Annotated in this window: 25 protein-coding genes; 11 read left to right on the top strand and 14 right to left on the bottom strand. The window is 67.0% G+C overall.

Annotation, left to right across the window (positions count from 1 at the left end):
- Positions 1-23: 23 nt before the first annotated feature.
- Together IP69_RS09380 and IP69_RS09375 are read left to right on the top strand one after the other, a co-directional pair.
- On the top strand, positions 24-1,379 hold the full coding sequence (locus tag IP69_RS09380) for an ActS/PrrB/RegB family redox-sensitive histidine kinase (RefSeq protein ID WP_054142613.1): 1,356 nt from the start codon (positions 24-26) through the stop codon (positions 1,377-1,379).
- 76 nt (positions 1,380-1,455) lie between these two features.
- Positions 1,456-2,022, top strand: a complete 567-nt coding sequence (locus tag IP69_RS09375; RefSeq protein ID WP_156323368.1) for an ActR/PrrA/RegA family redox response regulator transcription factor — start codon at positions 1,456-1,458, stop codon at positions 2,020-2,022.
- 4 nt (positions 2,023-2,026) lie between these two features.
- Here IP69_RS09375 and mmcB read toward each other — a convergent pair whose 3' ends face one another.
- Positions 2,027-2,494, bottom strand: coding sequence for a DNA repair putative endonuclease MmcB (mmcB, locus tag IP69_RS09370; RefSeq protein ID WP_054142612.1), 468 nt, complete (start codon positions 2,492-2,494; stop codon positions 2,027-2,029).
- Between the two features lie 127 nt (positions 2,495-2,621).
- Between mmcB and IP69_RS09365 the strand changes: the two genes are divergently transcribed.
- The gene (locus tag IP69_RS09365; RefSeq protein WP_054142550.1) at positions 2,622-3,635 is read left to right on the top strand and encodes a glycosyl transferase; all 1,014 of its coding nucleotides are present in this window, start codon (positions 2,622-2,624) and stop codon (positions 3,633-3,635) included.
- Complete coding sequence (locus IP69_RS09360) at positions 3,632-4,558, top strand: NAD-dependent epimerase/dehydratase family protein (protein WP_054142549.1); 927 nt, start codon at positions 3,632-3,634, stop codon at positions 4,556-4,558. Before IP69_RS09365 ends, IP69_RS09360 begins: the two co-directional genes overlap by 4 nt.
- On the opposite strand, the gene IP69_RS09355 is transcribed toward IP69_RS09360, so the two are convergent.
- The 3 genes from IP69_RS09355 to IP69_RS09345 form a co-directional block, all read right to left on the bottom strand.
- Complete coding sequence (locus IP69_RS09355) at positions 4,482-6,446, bottom strand: nucleoside-diphosphate sugar epimerase/dehydratase (protein WP_054142548.1); 1,965 nt, start codon at positions 6,444-6,446, stop codon at positions 4,482-4,484. The genes IP69_RS09360 and IP69_RS09355 overlap by 77 nt on opposite strands.
- A gap of 50 nt (positions 6,447-6,496) precedes the next feature.
- The gene (locus IP69_RS09350) at positions 6,497-7,114 is read right to left on the bottom strand and encodes a TetR family transcriptional regulator (protein ID WP_054142611.1); all 618 of its coding nucleotides are present in this window, start codon (positions 7,112-7,114) and stop codon (positions 6,497-6,499) included.
- A 234-nt stretch (positions 7,115-7,348) separates the two neighbouring features.
- Positions 7,349-8,827: a cobyric acid synthase gene (locus IP69_RS09345; protein ID WP_054142547.1), complete on the bottom strand. Its 1,479-nt coding sequence runs from the start codon at positions 8,825-8,827 to the stop codon at positions 7,349-7,351.
- Between the two features lie 303 nt (positions 8,828-9,130).
- Between IP69_RS09345 and IP69_RS09340 the strand changes: the two genes are divergently transcribed.
- Positions 9,131-10,291, top strand: coding sequence for an aminotransferase (locus IP69_RS09340; RefSeq protein WP_054142546.1), 1,161 nt, complete (start codon positions 9,131-9,133; stop codon positions 10,289-10,291).
- 1 nt (position 10,292) lies between these two features.
- Here the strand turns inward: IP69_RS09340 and IP69_RS09335 are convergent, their stop codons facing one another.
- From IP69_RS09335 to IP69_RS09305, 7 genes are all read right to left on the bottom strand, one after another.
- Positions 10,293-11,687: a hypothetical protein gene (locus IP69_RS09335; protein ID WP_156323367.1), complete on the bottom strand. Its 1,395-nt coding sequence runs from the start codon at positions 11,685-11,687 to the stop codon at positions 10,293-10,295.
- Between the two features lie 72 nt (positions 11,688-11,759).
- The gene (locus IP69_RS09330) at positions 11,760-12,110 is read right to left on the bottom strand and encodes a RidA family protein (protein WP_054142610.1); all 351 of its coding nucleotides are present in this window, start codon (positions 12,108-12,110) and stop codon (positions 11,760-11,762) included.
- Between the two features lie 81 nt (positions 12,111-12,191).
- The gene (locus IP69_RS09325; RefSeq protein WP_054142544.1) at positions 12,192-12,638 is read right to left on the bottom strand and encodes a VTT domain-containing protein; all 447 of its coding nucleotides are present in this window, start codon (positions 12,636-12,638) and stop codon (positions 12,192-12,194) included.
- A gap of 52 nt (positions 12,639-12,690) precedes the next feature.
- The gene (gene coaA, locus IP69_RS09320; protein WP_054142609.1) at positions 12,691-13,665 is read right to left on the bottom strand and encodes a type I pantothenate kinase; all 975 of its coding nucleotides are present in this window, start codon (positions 13,663-13,665) and stop codon (positions 12,691-12,693) included.
- A gap of 54 nt (positions 13,666-13,719) precedes the next feature.
- Positions 13,720-14,037, bottom strand: a complete 318-nt coding sequence (locus IP69_RS09315; RefSeq protein ID WP_054142543.1) for a phosphoribosyl-ATP diphosphatase — start codon at positions 14,035-14,037, stop codon at positions 13,720-13,722.
- Between the two features lie 164 nt (positions 14,038-14,201).
- Complete coding sequence (hisF, locus tag IP69_RS09310) at positions 14,202-14,963, bottom strand: imidazole glycerol phosphate synthase subunit HisF (RefSeq protein WP_054142542.1); 762 nt, start codon at positions 14,961-14,963, stop codon at positions 14,202-14,204.
- A 57-nt stretch (positions 14,964-15,020) separates the two neighbouring features.
- Positions 15,021-15,896, bottom strand: a complete 876-nt coding sequence (locus tag IP69_RS09305) for a hypothetical protein (RefSeq protein ID WP_054142541.1) — start codon at positions 15,894-15,896, stop codon at positions 15,021-15,023.
- 272 nt (positions 15,897-16,168) lie between these two features.
- On the opposite strand from IP69_RS09305, the gene IP69_RS09300 reads away from it, so the two are divergent.
- Positions 16,169-16,795, top strand: a complete 627-nt coding sequence (locus IP69_RS09300; protein ID WP_248306776.1) for a carbonic anhydrase — start codon at positions 16,169-16,171, stop codon at positions 16,793-16,795.
- A gap of 15 nt (positions 16,796-16,810) precedes the next feature.
- On the opposite strand, the gene IP69_RS09295 is transcribed toward IP69_RS09300, so the two are convergent.
- Positions 16,811-17,563, bottom strand: coding sequence for a sulfite exporter TauE/SafE family protein (locus IP69_RS09295; protein WP_054142539.1), 753 nt, complete (start codon positions 17,561-17,563; stop codon positions 16,811-16,813).
- Positions 17,564-17,845: 282 nt separating this feature from the next.
- Between IP69_RS09295 and IP69_RS21380 the strand changes: the two genes are divergently transcribed.
- On the top strand, positions 17,846-18,547 hold the full coding sequence (locus tag IP69_RS21380; RefSeq protein ID WP_082359181.1) for a L,D-transpeptidase: 702 nt from the start codon (positions 17,846-17,848) through the stop codon (positions 18,545-18,547).
- Positions 18,548-18,554: 7 nt separating this feature from the next.
- Here the strand turns inward: IP69_RS21380 and IP69_RS09285 are convergent, their stop codons facing one another.
- Positions 18,555-19,445, bottom strand: coding sequence for a hypothetical protein (locus IP69_RS09285; protein WP_054142538.1), 891 nt, complete (start codon positions 19,443-19,445; stop codon positions 18,555-18,557).
- Between the two features lie 13 nt (positions 19,446-19,458).
- Positions 19,459-20,226, bottom strand: coding sequence for an IclR family transcriptional regulator (locus IP69_RS09280; RefSeq protein WP_054142537.1), 768 nt, complete (start codon positions 20,224-20,226; stop codon positions 19,459-19,461).
- 82 nt (positions 20,227-20,308) lie between these two features.
- Between IP69_RS09280 and IP69_RS09275 the strand changes: the two genes are divergently transcribed.
- From IP69_RS09275 to pcaG, 4 genes are read left to right on the top strand one after another with little or no spacing between them, the layout of a single operon-like run.
- Positions 20,309-21,166, top strand: coding sequence for a CoA-transferase (locus IP69_RS09275; protein ID WP_054142536.1), 858 nt, complete (start codon positions 20,309-20,311; stop codon positions 21,164-21,166).
- A complete protein-coding gene (locus IP69_RS09270; protein ID WP_054142535.1) occupies positions 21,163-21,936 on the top strand; it encodes a CoA-transferase subunit beta in 774 nt (257 codons plus the stop codon). The genes IP69_RS09275 and IP69_RS09270 overlap by 4 nt, the downstream gene beginning before the upstream one ends.
- Positions 21,933-22,643: a protocatechuate 3,4-dioxygenase subunit beta gene (pcaH, locus tag IP69_RS09265; protein WP_054142534.1), complete on the top strand. Its 711-nt coding sequence runs from the start codon at positions 21,933-21,935 to the stop codon at positions 22,641-22,643. Before IP69_RS09270 ends, pcaH begins: the two co-directional genes overlap by 4 nt.
- The gene (gene pcaG / locus IP69_RS09260) at positions 22,633-23,232 is read left to right on the top strand and encodes a protocatechuate 3,4-dioxygenase subunit alpha (RefSeq protein WP_054142533.1); all 600 of its coding nucleotides are present in this window, start codon (positions 22,633-22,635) and stop codon (positions 23,230-23,232) included. Before pcaH ends, pcaG begins: the two co-directional genes overlap by 11 nt.
- The last annotated feature ends 31 nt before the right edge of the window (positions 23,233-23,263 follow it).

Raw genomic sequence — 23,263 nt, 5'->3', positions numbered from 1 at the left:
TCGCCAGGGCGCGGCCGCGGCGCATGAGCTTTCCCGAGCTGTCAGTCCCGATGTTTGGCCGCGCGAACCGTCATCTGCGGCTCGATACGCTGGTGCGGCTGCGCTGGCTGGCCGTCGCCGGCCAGAGCCTGGCGGTGGCGGGCGTTCATTTCGGGCTCGGCTTCACGCTGCCTTTCGGCTGGTGCTTCACGGCGATCGCGGTGTCCTCCTGGCTGAATATCGCGCTGCGCATCCGGTTTCCGTTGAGCCACCGGCTCCAGCCGGGCGCGGCGACGGCCCTGCTGGCTTTCGACATCGTGCAGCTCTCTGTCCTGCTCTACCTGACGGGCGGGTTGCAGAACCCGTTCTCGATCCTGCTGCTCGCTCCCGTGATGATCTCGGCCACCGCGCTGCCGCCACAGCGCACGCTGCTGCTTGGCTTGCTGGCGATCGCGGTGGCGACGCTCGTCGGCCTCGTCCATCTGCCGCTGCCCTGGGCGGGGGACGACCGGCCGGTGCTGCCGCCCGCCTATCAGCTCGGCAGCTGGGCTGCTCTCGTCCTGGGGCTGGGCTTCACCGGCATCTATGCCTGGCGCGTCGCCAAGGAGGCGCGCGATCTTTCGGATGCGCTCGCCGCGACCGAACTCGTGCTGGCCCGCGAGCAGCACCTCTCCCAGCTCGACGGGCTGGCCGCCGCTGCCGCCCATGAACTGGGCACCCCACTCGCCACGATTGCCCTCGTCGCCCGGGAATTGTCGCGCCTGGCGCCCGCCGAGGGCGAGATGGCCGAGGACATCACCCTGCTGCGCGAGCAGGTCGAGCGTTGCCGCGGCATCCTCGGCAAGCTCGCCTCACTGCAGGACGACGATGCCGGCCCTCTCGATCAGCTGACCTTGCGCCTTCTGATCGAAGAAGCGGCCGGCCCGCAGCGACCCTTCGGCGTGCCGTTCGAAATCGTGATGAGGGGAGACAAGCCCGAGCCGGTATGCCGCCGCAATCCCGGCATGATCTACGGGCTCGGCAATATCGTAGACAACGCAGTTGATTTCGCCCGCTCGACCGTCACCATCACGGCGGAATGGAATGAAAGCTATGTCACGCTCACCATCGCCGATGACGGGCCGGGCTTTCCGCCCGATGTCCTCCTGCGCGCAGGGGACCCCTATCTCACCCATGGCGCCAATGAAAGCCGGGCCGGCGGCGGGCTTGGCCTCGGCCTTTTCATCGCCAAGACGCTGCTCGAGCGGGGTGGCGCGGTGATGGAATTTTCCAACTTGCCCAATCCGGCCAGCGGCGCGTGCGTCCGGATGACCTGGTTGCGCGTGGCGTTCGAGGCCGACCTCCCTCATGCGGGTTCCCCGCAGGTGGAACCCGCTGTCCAGGATGGGGTTGGCTCGTGAAGATGCATGCCGGACGTGTCGCGGCGGGAGCCGCGTTTGAAATCCTTTGGGGTAAGCCCGAGGGGAGGAGATGATGATGCAGGATATCCTGGCCGAGATCACGCCGGCCCTGGCGGCGACGGACATGTCTCTGCTGCTGGTCGATGACGACAAACCGTTCCTGACTCGTTTGGCGCGGGCGATGGAGGGGCGGGGCTATTCGGTGCGCATGGCCGACAGCGTCAGCGCCGGAATCGCGGCGGTCGATGACGAGGCACCCGCCTTCGCCGTGATCGATCTGCGCTTGGGGGACGGCAATGGGCTCGACGTCATCGCCCGGCTGAAGGAGCGCCGGCCCGAGGCTCGCGGCATCGTCCTGACCGGCTATGGCAACATTGCAACCGCTGTCAGCGCGGTGAAGCTCGGCGCCTTTGATTTCCTCGCCAAACCGGCCGATGCCGACGAAATCCACGCCGCGCTTGCCGCCGCCCGCGATTCCCGGCCATTGCCGCCGGAAAACCCGATGTCGGCCGACCGGGTGCGCTGGGAGCATATCCAGCGGGTCTACGAGCTGTGCAACCGCAACGTTTCCGAAACGGCGCGCCGGCTGGGCATGCACCGGCGCACGCTGCAGCGGATCCTCGCCAAGCGCGCACCGCGATAAGGCCTCAGGCGCGCGGCGCCGGGTCCTCGAGTCCCGCCAGACGCGCCGCCGCCAGCCGGGCGAACGCGATGGTCAGCGCCTTGCGCCTGGCCGGCGCGAGCCGGTGTTGAGGCGCCTCGCGGATCAGCGCGCCGCCATAGGCATCGGCGACGATGAGCCCGACATCCTCGGGCAGGATCTCCTGGGGGAATTCGGGCGCGACCGCAAACAGGAACGCGTCGCAATAGTCGCGGTAATCGGGCCATTTGCCGTCGATGCGGTAATCCTGAATGCCCGACTTGACCTCGACCACCAGCAATTCGCCCGCAGGCGACAAGGCGACGATGTCGCCGCGACGGCCATTGGAGAAGGTCATCTCCCTGACGATGGCATAGCCGCGCTCGCGCAGATGCCGACCGGCGCCGCGGCAGACGGCACGGGTGATCTCGGGCCGCGTCGGCGGCGGGTTGAGCACAGAATCGGCAGGGAGCATGGTTGCATGTTCTGTCTTTGTGCCGGTCATTGCAAGCGTGCCAGGGTCCCGGGCCTCTTGAAAATGGGCTCCCGCTTTCCGGCGTCATGCTCTAGGGAAGCGTGATCTCCCCACGGCAGCGCGCAGTTTGGACCATCTCGCCCCCATCCTTATCCTGATCGCGGCAGCCGCCGTTGCGGCGGCGCTGTGCGTGCTGCTGCGCCCGCTGCTGCTGCGCTATGCGTTGGCGAGACCCAACGCCCGTTCAAGCCATCGCGTGCCGACACCACAGGGCGGCGGCATCGCCGTGGTCGGCGGAGCCTTCCTGGCGCTGATCCTGGCCTCGTCGCTGCTGCCGCTATCGGGCAGCGAGAGTCTTGTTTTCGTAGCGGCGGCCGCCATCGCGCTCGCCATCGTCGGTGCCTGGGACGATATCAGTCCGCTTCCGGCCGGCTTGCGGCTCGGTCTTCAGGGACTTTGCGTCGCGGTGGTGATCGTCTATGCGGCGCCCGATGTCCGGCTGTTTCCCGAGGCGATGCCGCTCGCGGTCGAACGCTGCCTGGCCCTGCTGGCCGGGATCTGGTTCGTCAACCTCACCAACTTCATGGACGGGATCGACTGGATCACCGTCGCCTGGGTGGTGCCGCTGGCCGGAGCGCTGGCGCTTGCCGGCGGCCTGGGTCTGATCGACCCGACCACGGGCCTGCTGGCTGCGGCGCTGTGCGGCGGGCTGCTCGGCTTTGCGCCCTTCAACAAGCCCGTGGCGCGGCTGTTCCTTGGCGATGTCGGCTCCCTGCCGATCGGGCTTGTCACCGCCTATCTGCTGTACCGCCTGGCCGGCACGGGCGCCCTGGCGGCGGCGCTGATCCTGCCGCTCTACCCCGTGATGGACGCCACAATCACGCTGCTTCGCCGGCTCGCACGCCGCGAGCGGGTATGGGAGGCGCATCGCTCGCATTTCTATCAGCAGGCAACCAGCAACGGGCACAGCGTCCTGAGCATCGTGACGCAGATCGCGCTGCTCAACCTCGCCCTCATCGGGCTGGCGACAGCCAGCATCCTCGTTCCGGCCGCCCCGGTGCAGTTGATCTGCCTGGCCGTCGCCGTGGTTCTGACCGGGCTGCTGCTGAGGCGCTTTGCGCGACGGGCACACGTGCCATGATCGGCGAGCGCGCCCTCGTCACCGGCTCCGGCGGCTTCATCGGCCCCCATGTCGTCGCAGGCTTGCAGGGCGCGGGCTATCGCGTGCGGCTGACGCAGCGCGTCGCGAGCCGCGCTCCGGAGGGCTGCGAGACGGTGGTCACGGGCGATCTCGCCGCGCCGATCGACTGGAGCGCGGCGCTTGCGGGCGTCTCCTGCGTGATCCATCTGGCAGGCCTCGCCCATGCCGGCCCGGGCCTCGACGACGCACTGTACCGCCGCCTCAATACCGACGCGACCCTGGAACTGGCACAGGCCGCCTATCGCGCCGGAATCTCGCGCTTCGTCTACATCTCCTCGATCAAGGCGCAAAGCGGGGCCTTCGATGGCGTGCTGCGCGACGATGATGAGCCGGCCCCCGACGACGCCTATGGCCGCTCGAAGCGGGCCGCAGAGGAGGGCCTCGCCCGGCTCGATCTGGATTGGGTCGCGCTGCGGCCCGTCCTGGTCTATGGGCCAGGCGTCAAAGCAAATATGGCGGCCCTGCTCAGGCTCGCCCGCTCGCCGGTCCCGCTCCCTTTGGGCGCGCTGATTGCGCCGCGGTCGCTGCTGGCGGTCGAGAACCTCGCCGATGCCGTGCTTTTTGCGCTGACGCCGAAATGCCCGCCGCGCCGCGCCTATATTGTCGCCGATCCCGAGCCGATCAGCGTGGCCGGCATCATCGCCGCCCTGCGCGCCGGGCTGGGGCGCGGGCCGGGGCTGATCGGCGTGCCGCCCGGGCTTCTCAGGCTGGCCGCGCGCCTGGCGCGTCGCCAGGACGCCTTCGTCAAGCTCAGCGGCAGTCTCGTCGCCGCGCCCGAGGGGCTGCTCAGGGCAGGCTGGCGGCCGCCTGTCGCGACGCAAGAGGCGCTGAAGCGCCTGGCGATGTCGACTGCCGCAGGCTGAAATCGGGGATCGCCTCGTCGAGCACGGCATCGGCCGCGACGCGGTCATCGGCCTTCAGCGCGACTTCCAGCCGGGACAGCCAGCCCTGCAGCCTTGCCCGGTTGGCGAAGACCGGCTTGGCCGCCATCACGCCGTCAAGGCCGGTCTCGGCCATCGGCTCGTCGCGGGCAAACAGGATCTCGTTCAGACGTTCGCCCGGCCGCACGCCGGTGACAGCGATCTCGATGTCCTCGCCCGGCTCGAACCCTGCCAGCCGGATCATCCGCTCGGCCAGATCCATGATCTTCACCGGCTGGCCCATCTTGAGCACATAGACGGCAGCCCGCTCGGCCTCGGGCCCGTCGGAGCGCGCATGCGAGGCGGCGGTCAGGACAAGGTCGCAGGCCTCGCGGATCGTCATGAAATAGCGGATCATGTCCGGGCTGGTCACGGTCAGCGGGCCGCCGCGCGCGATCTGCGCCTTGAACTTGGGCACCACCGAGCCGACCGAGCCCAGCACATTGCCGAAGCGCACCGCCACCAGCCGCATGCCGGCCGCCGCCGCGACGAATTCGGCATCGCGCGACTGGGCATACATCTCGGCGAAGCGCTTGGTCGCGCCCAGCATCGAGACGGGCTCGATCGCCTTGTCGGTCGAGATCAGCACGAAGGTCTTGGCCTGGGCGGCGATCGCCGCGTCGGTGACGTTGACCGAGCCGAAGATGTTGGTCTTGATGCCCTCGCTCCAATCCGCCTCCAGATAGGGCACATGCTTCAGTGCGGCGGCATGGATGACGATGTCGGGCCTGAAGGCGGTGAAGAGCGGCGTGATCCGGTCGCGGTCGCGCACATCCGCCAGCGCGCCGGACACGATCGTCTCATGCGCCTGCGCGATCAGCTGCTCGGTCACCTGGAACAGCGCCGGCTCGGAGCTCTCGACGATCAGCAGTTCGGCGGCACCGAAGGCCGCGCAGCGCAGGCAGATTTCCGAGCCGATCGAGCCGCCGCCGCCGGTGACGATGACGCGCTTGTCCTTGAGGAACGCGCCAAGCCGGTCGCGGTCGATCCGGACCGTCGAGCGCACCAGCAGATCCTCAATCTCCAGCGGCGCGAGTTCGGCATCGCGCAGGCCCTCGCCCAGGGTTTCGATGCGGGAGATCGGCAGCGACAGCTTTCGCGTGCGCGCGAGCCATTTGTCGGGTTCGGCTTCCGGCAGAAGGGCGCTGGGCAGTGCGACGATGCGGCGGAAGCCCTCGCCGCGTTCGGCGGCGTCACCGGCGATCCGCTCGACCTCCGAAAGCAGTCCCAGCACCGGAACGCCCCGGATCGATTGGCCGAGATCATCGGCGCGCGGCGACAGGATGCCGGCGGGGCGCAGCTTGCGCATGGTCCCGGCCTCCATGGCGCGGATCACCATCTCCACCTCGAAGCCCCGGCCCAGCAGCAATGCGGGCAGGGTGGCCGCGCGCGCGGCGCTGCTGCGGGTGCGGGAAAACTTGAAATAGCGATAGGCGATGCGCGGCCCGCCCAGCAGCGCGATCTGCACCAGCCAATAGAGCGCGATGGTGATCTTGCCGAAATAGAAGGCGCCGTAGAAATTCGGTGCGACCAGCACGTAATCGACGATCAACAGGCTCAGCGTCAGGATCGAGCTGGCCTTGACGATGTTCGACAGGTCGGGAAGCGATGCAAACCGCCATTTCGACCGATAGAGCGAGAAGAACCAGTAGACCAGCCCGGCATAGGCCACGAAGAACGGCAGGAAGCGCGGCAGATAGCGCAGGTGCTCGTCGAGCTGTGCGCCCTCGAAGCGCACGACGAAGACGAGCCAGATCGCCAGCGCCGTCACCACGAGATCGTGGAGAATGACGGCGAGTTTCTTGAAGCTCTGTTTGGGAAGCTGGGCCATGACAGGCGCGGTATCCCGCCGCGTCGGCTGCTTGTCAACGCGGCCGGGCGTCAGGCGCCAGGCCGGTCTGCCTCAACCGGCCGTCTGGGCTTTTCGATCGCGGCCATGATGAAGTCGATCATGTCTTCGGCCGAGGGGCCGGGAATCCGCTGGCACTGTTCCATCAGCAGCGGATGCTGAAAGCGCAGCATCGCGGTGCGGATGCACTGCGTCGCCTCGACCGGGTCGATCGCGCGGAATTCGCCATTGGCGAGGCCTTCCTTGATCACCCCGCTAATCAGCGCGTCGAAACGCGCGATATGCCCCAGAATCGCATCCCAGGATTCCTCCATCGCGGCGCAGACCATCTCCTGCATGCGGTGCTGGTCGGCAAAGCGCGCCTGGTTGATCTTGTGCGCGGTGAGCAGCATATCGCGCAGGCGACTCCCGGCCGAGCGCGGCTCGGCGATGATCAGCGACAGCGAAGCCTCTAGTTCGCCCTTGAAGCGCGCCAGCACAGCTTCGTTGATCGCCTTCTTCGAGTCGAAGAAGCGATAGACATTGGCCGGGCTCATGCGCAGCGCTTTGGCGATGTCCGCCACGGTTGTCTTTTGGTAGCCGATGTCGCGGAAGAAGCGCTCGGCGGTATCGACGATACTGAGCCTCGTATCGCGCTCGGGCAGAGTCACGGCGTGTTCCCTGTCGGGTTGTATCGCGGCTGTCGACGCGAATTCATCGCGATGACGCATTTCGTCATTCGTCAACAGTCTGGCGAATAAGATCTTTTAACAGAATGAACCTGGACATGCCAGCGTGTATTGATTTGGATTAAAGCCGCGCTCGAACCGTGCGCCCGCCATGGTGAGTAAGACACAGGGATTGAACGTCGGTTTGCCGAAAGCAGTTCCCCGCAATCGCTTCCATCAGTCATGCGCGCAGCGCGATTGCGCTAGCGCGAGCAGGGTTTCGATATCGAGATGACGCTCCAGATGCGCAGCGAGCCTGTCCAGTGTCGCCTCTACATCGCTGTCATAGCCCAGTGCGGAAGGCAGAGTTGTGCCCAGGATGCTGGCGAGGCAGGCGGCGCGGACAGCATCCGAGGCGAACAGCCCGTGCAGATAGCTGCCGACGACACGGCCGTCGGGGCTTGCTGCGCCTTCTGGTCGGTCGCCGACCCGGAACGGAGCGCGGTCCCGGTCGGGCCCGTCTGTCCGTCCGAGATGGATCTCGTAGGCGCGGCCCGCTGACGCGCTGGCCACGTGCAGGAGATCGACCTCGCGCACGGTCTTTTCGCCCTCCAGCACCGTCTCCACATCGAGCAGGCCCAGGCCCGGCGCCTCGCCGGCGGGTCCCTCCAGCCCGAGCGGATCGCGCACCATGCGGCCGAGCATCTGATAGCCGCCGCAAAGTCCCATGATATGCCCGCCGCGCCGGCGATGGCCCAGGATATCGATGTCCCAACCCTCCGCCCGCAGGGTCGCAAGATCGCGCAGCGTCGTCTTCGAGCCGGGCAGGATGACGAGGTCGGCATCGCCCGGCAGGGCCTGTCCCCGCGGCACCAGCACGAGGTCGATCGCCGGTTCGAGCTTGAGGGGATCGAGATCGTCGAAATTGGCGATGCCAGGCAGGATCGGGACGGCGATCTTGATCGCGGCGCCGGGCTTGGCGGCGAGCGAGCGCAGATCGAGCCCGTCTTCCGCCGGCAGCCGCGCCGCGTCGGCAAACCACGGCACGACGCCCAGGCACGGCCAGCCGGTGGCCTGGCGGATCGTCTCCACCCCATCGGCAAACAGCGCGACCTCGCCGCGGAAACGGTTGACGGCGAACCCGCGGATCATCGCGCGGTCGGCCGCGTCGAGCACCGCATGGCTGCCGACCAGGCTGGCGATGACGCCGCCCCGGTCGATATCGCCGATGAGGATGGCGGGCACGTCGGCGGCCCGGGCGAAGCCGAGATTGGCGATGTCGCGGGCGCGCAGATTGGTTTCGGCCGGCGAACCGGCGCCCTCGACCAGAACGAGATCGGCGTCGGCCGACAACCGCGCAAAGCTCTCGAGCACCTGCGGCAGGAAATCGCCGCGCCGTGCAAAATCCCCCGAGGCGAGATGGCCGGCGACGCGCCCTTGCAGGATGATTTGGCTCCCGGTTTCGCTCTCGGGCTTGAGCAGCACCGGATTCATGTCGACATGCGGCGCGATGCGCGCGGCGCGAGCCTGCAGCGCCTGGGCCCGGCCGATCTCGCCATGGGCCGTCGCGGCCGCGTTGTTGGACATGTTTTGCGGCTTGAACGGCCGGACCTTCAGCCCGCGATCGGCGAAGAGGCGGCACAGCCCGGCGACGATCAGCGATTTGCCGACATTGGAGCCCGTGCCGAGGATCATGATTGCTGGGGTGCGGGCCATCAGCCTGATTAGGCGGCGGCCTCTCCCGTTGCAACCGGGCTCGTGGGCGGCCTCACGATGGCAGGGAGGGTCGCCGGTTCACGCCAATTCCCGCTACGCCAAAGGGGCGAAGTCGCAGCGGGTGCCCGTCGTGAACCGGCATCGACACTCAACACTGACCTGTGATGAATGTCAACAATCATCAGTTCGTATTTCTGTCGCGTCCTGACCTGCCCCTTGATGACCTCTTGGCCACGGCGTGCGTCGTGCCGCACGGCATGCTAGACGCGCCGCCAGTTTCGCAGTCCGAGGCGACCAAACGCGATGAACCCGATCTTCTCCGCCCTGCCGACCAGCGTCTTCGAGGTGATGTCGCAGCTCGCCCGCGAGACCGGGGCCGTCAATCTCGGCCAGGGCTTTCCCGACGATCCGGGGCCGCTTGATGTGCGCCAGAAGGCGGCCGAAGCGGTGGTCGATGGCTGGAACCAGTATCCACCGATGATGGGGCTGCCCGAACTGCGCCAGGCCACGGCGGCGCATTACCGACGCTGGCAGGGTCTCGAACTGGATCCCGACCGCGAGATCATGGTGACCTCGGGTGCCACCGAGGCAATCGCAGGCGCGTTAATGGCGCTGGTCTCGCCGGGCGACGAGGTCGTGCTGTTCGAGCCGATGTACGACGCCTATGTCCCGCTGGTGCGTCGCGCCGGCGGCATTCCGAAATTCGTGACGCTGACGCCGCCGCATTTTGGGCTGAGCGAGGAAGCCTTGGCGAGGGCGTTTTCGCCGAAGACGAAGGTCGTTCTGTTCAACAATCCACTGAACCCGACTGCGACGATCTTCAGCCCGGCCGATCTCGACCTGCTCGCCGATTTCTGCATCCGGCATGATGCGGTGGCGATCTGCGACGAGGTCTGGGAGCATGTCGTCTTCGACGGCCACCGCCATGTGCCGGTGATGAGCCGGCCCGGCATGCGCGAACGCACCGTCAAGATCTCGTCGGCCGGCAAGATCTTCTCGCTGACCGGCTGGAAGGTCGGAATGGTGATGGCGGCGCCCGCGCTGATGAAGGTCCTGTCCAAGGCGCACCAGTACATCACCTTCACCACCCCGCCGAACCTTCAGGCCGCGGTCGCCTATGGGCTGGGCAAGGATGACGGCTATTTCGAAGGGATGCGGGCCGATTTCCAGCGCTCGCGCGACCGCTTCGCCGATGGCCTGAAGGGCCTTGGCTATAGCGTCCTGCCCAGCGTCGGCACCTATTTCCTGAATGTCGACATTGCGCCGCTCGGCGAGACCGACGATGTCGATTTCTGCAGGAGACTGGTGCTGGAAAGTGGTGTCGCCGCGATTCCGGTCAGCGCCTTCTACGAGCGTGGCGCGGTCACCACGGTGGTGCGCTTCTGTTTCGCCAAGCGCGACGCAACGCTCGATGCGGCGCTCGAACGGCTTGCCGGCCGGCGGACGACCCGGCCGGTGGCCTGAATCAGGCCCTTGCGGCCATGGCTTCGACCAGGCCGCCGGCGATGACGAGCTTCTTCTGCAGTGCCGCGACGTCGGCGGTGTAACCGCCCTCGCGCATCGCCTCGAGCGCGCCGGCGATCTGCATGAAAGCCTGCTGTGCTCGCGCGCGATCCTGCAGGCGGGCGGCGAGCTTGAGCGAGGCAAGCCCCTGATTGGCCGAGCTCTGAGCCCATAATTGCGGGCTGGTCTCGCGGCGGCGCACGTCGAGCGCGGACCCGAAGGCGACGATCGCCTCCTCCAGCACCACCGGCTCGCTGTAGCGTTCGCCCATCGCCGCCAGCACACCGCCCATCTGATCCTGCAGTTCGGCCCAGCGCAGGGGCTCGCGCGTCCTGTCGATCGCCTTGGAGACCCGGTTGAAGCCGTTGAAGGCACGCTCGAGCAAGGCGAGGTCGCTCGTCCGCTGGCCCAGAGCGGCACGCGCGCGGGAAATCAGCTGTTCGGCCTCGAGCCAGCGGGGGTCGTCACCGTCGCGCTTCCAGACTGCGAGCGCGCTGGCAAGAGCCGCAATCGCCTCTTCCAGCAAGGTCTCGTCTTCGCGCGCCTCTCCAAGCGTGAAGGCGATCCGGGCGAAGCGAACCTTGAGGGCGCGCCAGAGCACGGGGGCCTGATCCTGCCGGAGATCTTCGAGCGCGGTCGCATAGCATGACGAGGCCTGATCGAGCAGGGCCTCGTCGCCGGTCACAGCCGAAAGCCCGGCCAGCGCCCGGCCCAGACGCTCCTGGACCGAGGCCCAGGCGACAGTGTCGTCGAAATTGTCGAGCGTTCCGAGCAAAGACCGATAATGCGCGATTGCTGCCTCGAAGCCGGTCCGATCGCCGAAATCCTCCCCGATCCGGGCGAGCGCATCGCCCTGCATCGATGCCAATCCGCGGCTGCGCGCGATATCGGCGGAGCCGATGATGGCGGCCGCCTCGGCATAGCGCTGGGCCGCCTCGCGGCAGGCCGCGGGCGTCAGGGACAGCATGGCGGTGGCGGCCCGGTCGGCGCGGGTTTCGCCGGCCGCGACCCGCTGGTCTTTCGGCATCGCGGCAAGATCGGTCATGCCGCCAAAAAAATGCAGCTCGATCTGGGCCAACGTCCGTTCGATCTCGCCGAACTGGCCGGTTTCGAGCGCACGCGACGCCGCGGCGCGGCGTGCGGTCACGCTCGCATCCTCGGATGGTCGGGCAAGACGGCGGCGCAGCGCCTGAACAGCGCGCGCCTTGCGCGTCAACTGCTGTTCGAGCCGCGCCCGGTTGGGCTTGGTGCCGCTCTGGACGAAGCTCGCGACGATCGCCAGCAGCACGGCGAGCGGCACGTCATGCCGCTCCGCGATGCGCGCGATCATGGCGGACATGTCATCCTGCGTCGTCACGATGCCATTTCCCTCTCGATCGCGTCGCGAAGCACCGATCCCGGCGGCAAGGCGCCGGGATCGGCTCGACCATCACTTGGCGGCGATGACCGCGATCTCGACCGTGAACTGCGGGCCGGCAAGCTTGGCCTCGACCGTGGCGCGGCCAGGCGTCTGGCCGGCGACGACCCAGGTGTCCCAGACGCCGTTCATCTCGGCGAAGGTGGACATGTCCGACAGCCAGATATTGACCATCAGCAGCTTGCTCTTGTCGGTGCCGGCCTCGGCGAGCAGGCCATCGATGATGCCGAGGATGTCGGCGGTCTGCTCGGCGACGCTCTTGCCGGCGGCCTTGTCTGCGACCTGGCCGGCCAGATAGACGGTGTCGCCATGGACGACGGCCTTGGACATGCGGGGGCCGACGGCGATGCGCTGAATGCTCATGATCAAATCTCCTGAAAGGGCGTTCGCTGGTAGCCCGTGCCGAAGGCTTTCGCAACGCTCTGCAGGTTGCGAATTCCGCCGTTAAGTCAGGCTGGCCCAGCCCACCCACAGCATCGCATAGCGCGCCGCTTTTCCAGCGAAAACGAGTGCGACGAACCGGCCCAGCGGATAGTTGAGCGTGCCGGCGACGAAGGTTAGCGGGTCGCCGCCGATCGGCAACCAGGCGAACAGCAGCGACGGCCAGCCGAAGCGCCCAAACCAGCCCTGGGCCTGGGCGAGCCGGCGCGGATCGGGCCGCAGTCGCCTTGGCAGTTTATCGACGCCATGCCGGGCGATCAGGCGGCCAAGCCACCAGTTCACCACAGAGCCCGCCGTATTGGCGATGCTGGCGACCAGGAACAGCGCCAGCGGATCGACCGTCTTCGCCGCCAGCAGCCCGAGAAAGACGGCTTCGGACTGGGCTGGCAGCAGCGTCGCCGCGACGAAGGCCGCGCCTGCCATCCCGGCCAGAGACCAGAACGCCTCCATCAGAGCGTGATACCGGAGAGCCGAAGCCGTTGGACTGGCGCGCGCATGCGCTCTACAGCCGGCGCAGCGCGACCTGCTGGATGCGGTGGCTCGCGCCCTTGGTCAGGATCAGGCTGGCACGCTGGCGGGTCGGCAGGATGTTCTCCTGCAGGTTGGGCAGGTTGATGCCGGTCCACAGGTCCTCGGCGATCGAGAGCGCTTCGTCCTCGGGAATCTCCGCATATTTGCGGAAGAACGAGCGCGGATCGCGGAAGGCGGTCTGGCGCAGGGTCATGAAGCGGTTGACGTACCAGCGGTGCAGATCGTTCTCGTCGGCATCGAGATAGACCGAGAAATCGAAATAGTCCGAGACGAAGGGGATGACCGTGCCGTCCTTGGGCATCCGGCTCGGCTGCAGGACGTTGAGCCCTTCGAGAATGAGGATGTCGGGACGCTCGACCGTCACGCTCTCGCCCGGCATCACGTCGTAGACGAGATGGGAATAGACCGGCGCGCTGACCTGCGGCTTGCCGGCCTTGACGTCGGAAAGGAAGCGCAGGATCGCCGAGCCGTCATAGCTTTCGGGGAAGCCCTTGCGTTGCATCAGCCCGCGCCGTTCCAATTCGGCATTGGGCAGGAGGAATCCGTCAGTGGTGACGAGCTCGACCTTGGGCGTGTTGGGCCAGCGCGAGAGCAGTGCCTTGAGGACGCGCGCCGTCGTCGACTTGCCGACCGCGACCGAGCCCGCGACGCCGATGATATAGGGAACCTTGACCTCGGCCTCCGCCAGCAGGAAGCGCTGCGTCGCCTTGAACAGCCCTTGCGTCGCGGCGACGTAAAGCGAGAGCAGGCGCGACAGCGGCAGATAGATCGCCACGATCTCGTCGAGCGAGATCGGGTCGTTGATCGATTGCAGCTTGGTCAGATCGTCGACCGACAGCGTCAGCGGCGTATCGGCGCGCAAATGCGCCCACTCGTCGCGCGTGAAGCTGCGATAGGGCGAATCGAGTTCGGGAAGGGCCGGAGCGGGCATGACGCGCTGGTCCATGGGGCGGCCCGCAATCCAGGCTTCGAGGTTCAACGCAGGACTAGCCTCGGCTTTTCAACGGGGTCGTGCGGCTTTCTCCGCCAGACCGGAACGCACGGTACGGGCCTCAAGCTGGCTCAACACGTCCTGCAATGCAACATCGCGGCTCCTGAGCAAGACTAAGAGATGATAGAGCACGTCCGCGCTTTCGGCGATCAGCTCGTCCCGATCGCCCTTCACGGCTGCGATCACAGCCTCGACCGCCTCCTCGCCGAATTTCTTGGCACAGCGTTCGGGCCCGGCCGCAAGAAGCTTCGCCGTCCAGGATTCATCGGGCGACGCTGCGGCGCGCTCGGCGATGCGGGCTTCGAGATCGGAGAGGGTGAAGGTCATGCCAAACCTCTGTCTTTCCGAGGCGCGCCATCGGCGCGAACCCGGAACCCACGACGGGGTGCAACATTCGATACCCAGTCATAGGCCGCTCGCCCGGTCGTGGGTTCCGGGTTCTTCGCGATGCGAAGCCCCGGAATGACAGAGCGAAAGAGTCCCATCACGTTTTAATCCAGCCGCATCGCCAGCCCGGCCTGCGCCATATGCGCCTTGGCCTGCGGGATCGTGTAGGTGCCGAAATGGAAGATCGAGGCGGCGAGCACCGCCGAGGCATGGCCCTCGCGCACGCCGTTGACGAGATCGTCGAGATCACCGACGCCGCCGGACGCGATCACCGGCACCGTGACGGCATCTGCGATGGCCCGCGTCAGGCCGAGATCGTAGCCGACCTTGGTGCCGTCGCGGTCCATCGAGGTGACCAGCAGTTCGCCGGCACCCAGAGAGGCGACCTCTTGCGCGAAAGCGACCGCGTCCAGCCCTGTCGGATTGCGCCCGCCATGGGTGAAGATCTCCCAGCGGCCCGGCGTGACCTGCTTGGCATCGATAGCGACCGTGATGCACTGCGCCCCGAACTTCTCGGCCGCCTCCCGGACGAAGTGCCTGTTGGTGACGGCTGCCGTGTTGATCGAGACCTTGTCGGCGCCCGCCAGCAAAAGCCCTCGGATGTCTTCGATCTTGCGCACGCCGCCGCCCACCGTCAGCGGCATGAAGCAGGCTTCGGCCGTGCGGGTGACCACATCGAACAGAATGCCGCGATCCTCATGGCTTGCCGTGATGTCGAGGAAGCAGAGCTCGTCGGCGCCCGCCGCGTCATAGGCCTTGGCGGCCTCGACAGGGTCTCCCGCATCGACGAGATCGAGGAACTTCACGCCCTTGACGACGCGGCCGTCTTTCACGTCGAGGCAGGGGATGATGCGGATCTTGAGCATGGCGAGCCGGCTTTCAGGGCGAATGCCGCCAGCCTATGCCGGATTTCGCCCGGCTCGTCACCTTTGACGCGCCGCGTGGCCCTCGGCCACCCGCCCGGTCTCCCCGACCCAGCCCCAGAACGACCGGAACCAGGCCTCGCTTTCAGCCAGGAGGCGCGGCGTCAGCGCGATCCGCCCGCTGGGGCGGTCCTGCAGCACCAGACCCTGGATCTCCGCCCGGTTGACGATGTTGCGGATATGCGAGCGCGAGACGCCCAGGCGGGCCGCGATCTCCCGGCCGCCGAGATCGAACCAATTCGGACCGTCGCCCGATGCCGGCGCGCTGGCATGGTGCGCCCGCAGCAGGATGAGCCCGATCCGGTCACCGCAATCGAAACGGTCGAACCAGGCAAAGGCGCCGTCGCCGGCCATCGCTTCGCGCGTCCTGACCAGCAGGCCACGCGCATGGCCCAGATAGAGTCTGAGCCAGTCCGCATCGGTTTGCAGGCGCTCCGACAGGCCGGGTTCGCTCAGGCCGAGGATCTCGCTGCAGCGCGCATGATGCGAAAGCCATAACCGCAGGCCATCGAAGAGCGGTGGCGACGGCACCAGCCAGGCCGATCGGCCATCCTCGGGCACCGTCTCCTGGGTCACATAGCCCGCAAACCGCAAAAGCCCGAAGAAGGCGGCGAGCGTGCGTGCGCTCCCCATCTCGCGCTGCACGAGGCTGAGAGTGGGCCGGGGGCCAAGACCGAGCAGCGCCTCGCAATGCATCACCACGACGAGGCCCGCAGCATGGGACTGCAGATTCCGGCCGAAGACCTTGTTCACCAGCTTCTCGGCGAAATGCATGCGCAAGACCGCATCGGCGCAGTGGATGATCGCCCGGCGATAGTTCGCGGCGACGCCGTCGCAGCCGGCTATGGGATCGAAAACATGAGAGTTGTAGTTCAAAGATAGTTAGCTGCCTGATTTACGTATCGTTAACAGTGGTTTCGCTGGTTGGCGATGTCTGCAGAGTTTGGACTATGCAGACATCGCAGCACTTATACCATCGGGGGGCAATGCCATGGTGACCGCTCCAGCCCGAATGCGGAGCCAGGCCGCTCTCGCGAAGGATTATCGCAATGTGCGAACGCTGCGCATCGAATGCCCTCTCGTTTTCACCCTCCCGGCGGTCCTTTCTCGGGGCCGGCGTCGGGTTTGCCTTGGCGGGAGGGTTGGTGATGCCGGCCCTGGCCCAAAGCGTCACCGCCACGCCGACGCCGCTGAGCGGCGACGAGGCCCTGAAGCGCCTCGTGGACGGCAACGCCCGCTATGCCGCCAACAAACCCAATGAGCGCGATTTCTCGGCAGGGCGGGCGGCGCGCACCCGCTCGCAGCACCCCTTCGCCTCGATCGTGAGCTGCGCCGATTCGCGCCTGGCTCCCGAACTGGCCTTCGATCAGGGCGCCGGCGATCTCTTCGTGGTCCGGGTGGCCGGCAATTTCGTCAATGAGGACGGGTTGGCGAGCCTCGAATTCGGCGCCGCCGTGCTGCAATCGCCGCTGATCCTGGTGCTCGGCCACACCAGTTGCGGCGCCATCTCCTCGACCATCGACGTGGTCAAGAACGGCACGCAACTGCCCGGCCATCTGCCCTCGCTGATCAACGCGATCAAGCCGGCCGTGCTCGAAGCCCAGAAGGCCGGTGCGACGAATATGCTGGAAGCGGCCACGGAGGCGAATGTCCGGCTCAATGTCGAGCGTCTGAAGAACGCTGCGCCGATTCTCGCCGAGCGCGTCGCCCAGAAGAAGCTGACCGTCGTCGGCGGTATCTACGAGCTCGCCACGGGCAAGGTGAAGCTGATCTGAGGACGTTTGCCGTCTTCAATATCCGGCCGCACGGCGCAGGAGATCGATCCCGACGATTGTCAGGATCGTCTTGATCGCGACCAGGAACCAGCGCTCGGGCAGGCGTTCCAAAAGCTTCGTCCCGAGCATCGTCCCGGCGAAGCCCGAGACGATCATCGCCCCGATCAGCGGCAGCCAGTCGGCGAACGAAAATCCGAGCGCCCCGAAGGCGAAGACCTTGAGCAGATGCTGGATCGTCGTGCAGGCGGCGTGCGTCGCGATGAGCTGGCGCTTTTCGAGGCCCAGCGGCAGCAGAAGCGCCTGAACGAAGGGGCCGGTTGCACCCACAAACATGGTGATGATGGTCGAAAGCCCGCCGCCGATGACCAGCCCACGCGATGCCAGCCCCGGAATGCGCGGCTTCGGCAGCCAGGTCATCGCCAGGATGAAGACGCCGAGCAGCCCCAGCAGGATCCGTTCGGGCAGTTCGACCACGAGAAGGGCCCCGATCAGAACGCCCACGATCGAGCCCGCCGTGAAGCGCGCCACCAGCGGCCAGACCGCATGCGCCCGCTGCACGAAGGTGCGCCCGACATTGGAGCCGACCTGGACCAGCCCATGCACGGCGATGATGACGGCGGGCGGCACGGTTCCAGCCAGTGCCCCCAGCATCGCCACCCCGCCGCCGATGCCGAACGCGGCGGTGAAGGCCGAGGTCATGAAACTGACGGCAATCAGCAGCAGGGCGATGGCGGGCGCGACGCCGGCCGGCAGGAGCGTGTCGAGCATGGTGGGCCGTGCTGGCGGGGGGAGACGATTCATTCCTGCTACACCGCCCATGCCGGGCCTGCTACACCGCCCATGCCGGGCGGCAAAGCCGGTGGCGCAGGTCACGGCCGCGATGCGGACAGGGCTGCGGCCGTCAGATCGGAAACCACATTTCGCCTTGGCGCTTTACAAGGGTCGGCAGGCGGCGTTTCCTGAGAAGAATGGCGGCGGCTGCAGGCCCTATCCCCTGCAAGTCCGACAATGCCACATCGTTCAACGGTTGCGTCTTTTCGGAGTGGTGTGATGCGTCGCGTGTTCGGCCTTCTGGCCGCCCTTGTCCTGTCGCTTGCCGGCTCCCTCGCCGGTGCCAATGTCGCCCAAGCGGGCGTCGATGTCCGGGTCGATATCGCCGCCCAACGCATCCACGTCACGACGACCGATGGCGAGAGCTACAACTGGGCGATTTCGTCCGGTCGCAAGGGCTATCGCACGCCCAACGGCGTCTATCGCCCGACCCGGCTGGAGAAGAACTGGTACTCGCGTAAGTACGGCGGCGCGATGCCCAACGCGATCTTCTTTCGCGGTGGTTATGCCATCCACGGCACGACGGCGCTCAGTGCGCTCGGGCGCCCCGCATCCCATGGCTGCATCCGTTTGCACCCGACCAACGCGGCCAAGCTGTTCGCGCTGGTCAGAAAGCATGGCGCGAGCAAGACCCGCATCGCGCTGAACGGCGCGGCGCCCGACAATCTCTCGCAGTTCGCCAAGGCTTCCGGGGGCGTCAAGACCAGCAAGGCCAAGATCGCCAAAACCAAAAAGGTCGAGAGCCAGATCGCCAAGGCGAAGGCTAAGCAGCGCGCGGCGATTGCCCAGAGCCGCAAGGCGCCGAACTGGAATGCCGCTCGCGAGCAGATCCTGCTCCGCCCGGCCTTGCCGGCGGGAGCCTATGGTTATCAGCCCTACAATCTGCAGCGCTATTACGAACCCGGCCCGCGCTGGCGCTGAACCACGGTCAGATCACCTCCGGCACGATCCGCAGCCAGCCCTCGAGGCTCTCGCCCGGTTGCAGCCGTTTGAGCGGCGCAGCTTCCCGTGCCGCCGGCTCGCTCGGCGATCCGATCGCATGGCTTTGCGGCTCGACGCAGAGGAAATCCGCGCCGGCCGGTGCCCAGACCACCGGGCAGCGCAGGCTTTGGCTTGCCGTCAGGACGATCGCGAGGCCGGTCGAGGGTGTCTCGATCCGCGCCGTCCCGTCCCAGCCGAGGAAGCTCCAGGCCGTCTCGCGGCCGGTGGCGAAGACCGGCCTGTCGGCATAGGGACCGCCTGCCGCAAGCGGATCCGACGCGATCGCACGGAAGGCCTCGCCGAAGACGAGCGCGCCGCTGGCGGTCATACCGAGCCGCGTATCGGCGGCGCAGGGAAACCAGGGATGATGACCCATTCCATAGGGTAGGGCCTGGTCGGCCTCGTTGGTGATCGACAGCGCGATGGTCATACCGGCGTCGTCGAGGGCGATGTCCTGCGTGACGCGGTAGCGATAGGGGTCGGGCCCCGCGCTGCGGCGGTGTTCGAGCGCGGTATGGCTGGCGGTATGACTGAGTATGTCCCAGGCGGACTGCCAGCCGAACCCATGGATGTTGCCGCCGCCGCGCGGGTTGTTGTCGGGCACGAGGAAGCGCGTCTCGCCGTCATCGACGAGCCCGTCGAAGGCCCGGTTGGCGAAGGGCGCCATGACCCAGCTTCCCATCATGTTGGGCGCCGCCGTCGATGGCACGGCGCCGTCGGGCGCATGCAGCAGCTTGTGTCGGCGCCCATCCGGCCCCCGCCACTCCAGCGAGGCGATGATGCCGCCTGTTTCCGGATGAATGCGGGCCCGCAGGGGCCCCGCTTCGAGTTCGAGCATCTTGGCCTTGCCTTCAGGTGATCAGTGGTCGGAGCATCGCCTGAAGGCTCTGCATCTTCGGCAGGAAGCGCTCCGCCATCTCCTGCGCGGAACTGCGCTGGACCTGGCCCGAGATATTGAACGCGGCGATCACCTCGCCGCGTGCATTGAACAGCGGCATGGCCAGCGAGATCAGCCCGAGTTCGAGTTCCTGATCGACGACGCAATGGCCCTGCTCGCGGACGCCGGCGAGGATGTCGGCCAGTCGCCCTGGGTCGGTGACCGTGTGCGGCGTCAGGGCCCGTGGCTTGCCGGCAAGGATGCGCGCCTGCGCGTCGGCGGGATCGCGAAAGGCCAGCAGCACGCGGCCCATCGAGGTGCAGAAGGCCGGCAGCCGCGTCCCCACCGAGAGGCCCACCGACATGATCCGCCGCTGCGCCGAGCGGGCGATGTAAACGATTTCGTGTCCGTCCAGCAGGCAGGCCGATGAGGATTCGTGGGTTTCCTCCGACAGCCGCTCCAGGAAGGGCTGGACCAGTTGCGGCAGCGCCGTCGAGGCAAGCCAGGCATGGCCGAGCCGCAGCACGCGCGGCGTCAGCCTAAAGAATTTGCCGTCGAATTCGGCATAACCGATCCGGGTGAGCGTCAGCAGACAGCGCCTTGCGGCGGCGCGGGAGAGATCGGTCGCGCGGGCGACATCGGCGATGGTGAGTTTGTCATGGGCGGCGTCGAAGCATTCGATCACCGCCAGACCCTTTTCGAGGGCCGCCATATGGTCGCGGTCGGGTGCTTCCCCTGCCATCCTTGACCGCTTGCCCTTCGCTGCATAAAGTTCGATTATCAGAACAGTGTGCGATAAACGCACATATCGAGGAGATGTCAAGGTGGCTGAATTCGTCTCTCTCGCCGAGGGAATCGAGGCGGTCGTGAGCGATGGCTGCTCCGTCGCCATGGAAGGCTTCACCCATCTGATCCCGCATGCGGCGGGTCACGAGACGATCCGGCAGGGCAAGCGCCGCCTGACCCTGATCCGGATGACGCCGGATCTGATCTATGACCAATTGATCGGCACCGGCTGTGCCGAAAAACTGATCTTCTCCTGGGGCGGCAACCCCGGCGTCGGCTCGCTGCATCGGTTCCGCGACGCGGTCGAGAATGGCTGGCCGCACAGGCTGGAGATCGAGGAACACAGCCACGCCGCCATGGCCAATGCCTATGAGGCGGGCGCCGCGAACCTGCCTTTCGCGGTCTTCCGCGGCTACAAGGGCGTCGATCTTCCCAGCGTCAACCCGCAGATCCGCTCCGTCACCTGCCCCTATACCGGCGAGGTGCTGGCGACCGTGCCGGCGATCAGGCCCGATGCTGCCGTCATTCATGCGCTGAAGGCCGATCGCGAGGGCAACGTCCTGCTCGAGGGCATCGTCGGCGTGCAGAAGGAGGCGGTGCTGGCCGCCAAGCGCTCGCTCGTCACGGTCGAGGAGATCGTCGACGATTTCGGGCCGCGCAACGCCAATGCCGTCATCCTGCCATCATGGGCGGTGACGGCGATCGCCCATGTGCCGGGCGGCGCCTATCCGTCCTACGCCCAGGGCTATTACAAGCGCGCCAACGACTTCTACATCGCCTGGGACAAGATCGCCCGCGAGCGCGACACCTTCTTGTCCTGGATCACGGAAAACGTTCTCGAAAAAGGCCCCGATGCCTTCGCCCGCCATGCGGGTTCGAAGAGGGAGGCGGCGTGATGAACGCGACCTCGACCGAAATGATGACCATCGCGGCGGCGCGGCTGCTCACGAACACCGATGTCTGCTTCGTCGGCATCGGTGCGCCCTCGGCCGCCTGCAATCTTGCCCGCCTCACGCACGCGCCGAAGATCACGCTGATCTACGAATCGGGCACGCTCTCGACCCGGCCAAGTGTGCTGCCGCTCTCGATCGGCGACGGCGAGCTCTGCGACACGGCCCTGACCACCGTCGCGGTGCCCGAGATGTTCCGCTACTGGCTGCAGGGCGGGCGCATCACCATCGGCTTCCTCGGCGGCGCCCAGATCGACCGTTTCGCCAATCTCAACACCACCGTCGTCGGCCCCTATGACGCACCGAAAGTGCGCTTGCCCGGCGGTGGCGGCGCGCCCGAGATCGCCAGCAATTGCGGCCAGATCTTCATCACCATGGCGATGGGCACCCGCGCCTTCGTCGACAAGCTGCCCTTCATCACCTCCTTCGGCCATGGCATGGGCAAGGGGGACCGCGCTGCGCTCGGCCTGACGACCAAGGGGCCGACCAAGGTCATGACCGATCTTTGCGTCCTGGAGCCCGATCCCGAGACGGCCGAACTCACCGTCGTCTCGCTGCATCCCGGCGTGACGCGCGAGCAGGTTCAGGCGGGATGCGCCTGGCCGCTGCGCTTCGCGGCGGATGTCACCGAAACGCCCGCCGCGAGCGAGCAGGAACTCTCGGTCCTGCGTGATCTTCATGCCCGCACCCGGCAGGCCCACGGAGTGGCGGCATGAGCTTGATCTATCCGCGCGACGGCCTGAAGGCTCACCCGCTCAACGCGTCGCCCGCTTACGGCTCGACGCAAAAGCGCGCCCCATTGAAGCCGTTGATTCTGTTACCGCACACGCTCTCGGAAACGACCGGCCCGGTCTTCGGCGATGTCGGCGTCACGGCGGGCGATGCGGACCTGACCCGCCAGCATGGTGGCGAGCCGCTGGGCGAGCGCATCATCGTCTCGGGCCGCGTCCTCGACGAGGACGGCCGGCCGGTGCCGCACACGCTCGTCGAGATCTGGCAGGCCAATGCGGGCGGGCGCTATGTCCATGTCCGCGACCAGCACCCGGCCCCGCTCGATCCGAACTTCACCGGCGCGGGCCGGGCGCTGACCGATGCCGACGGCCGCTATCGCTTCGTCACGGTCAAGCCCGGCGCCTATCCCTGGCGCAACCACCACAATGCCTGGCGCCCGGCCCATATCCATTTCTCGCTGTTTGGACCGAGCTTCCTGTCGCGCGTCATCACGCAGATGTATTTCCCCGGCGATCCGCTGTTCAAATATGACCCGATCTTCCAGTCGGTGACGGACGAGAGAGCACGCGAGCGGCTGGTCTCGCGCTTCGATCTCGGCACGACCGAGCCCGAATGGGCGCTCGGCTACCAGTTCGACATCGTCCTGCGCGGCCGCCATGCGACGCCGCTGGAGGAACCGCATGACCATTGAGACCCAAGCGCCGCGGGCGACCGGGCCGGATTTCGGCATCACGCCCTCGCAGACCATCGGCCCCTTCTTCGCCTATGCGCTGACGCCACGCGCCTATGGCGGGCCTGAACTCGCCACGGAGCAGGTCGCCGGCGATGGTGTGGAGGGCGAGCGCATCCGCATCGAGGGCGTGGTTTATGATGGCGATGGCGTCCCCGTCGGCGATGCGATGATCGAAATCTGGCAGGCTGACGCCCAAGGCCGGTTCAACGCTGCCGGCAACGCCGGCTTCACAGGCTTCGGCCGCGCCGAGGTCACCGCCGAAGGTGCCTTCCATTTTGACACGATCCGGCCGGGTGCGGTTGCTGGCTCTGACGGCAGCTTTCAGGCGCCACATCTCTCGGTGTCGGTGTTCGCCCGCGGCATCCTCGTCAGGCTGGCGACACGGATCTACCTCTCCGACGAGCCTACCAATGCGGAGGACCCGGTGCTGGCGCTCGTCCCGGCCGACCGGCGCGACACGCTGATCGCACAGCGCGATGACGGCGGCATTTTCCGCTTCGACATCCGCCTGCAGGGCGAAAGCGAGACGGTGTTCTTCGAGGCGTGAGAATTACACCGACCGTCGTTGCGAGCGTAGC

The sequence above is a fragment of the Allobosea sp. AAP35 genome (assembly GCF_001295925.1).
Taxonomy (GTDB): domain Bacteria; phylum Pseudomonadota; class Alphaproteobacteria; order Rhizobiales; family Beijerinckiaceae; genus Allobosea.
Note: the sequence above shows the minus strand (reverse complement) of the source record. Positions and strands in the feature narration are given on the sequence as shown.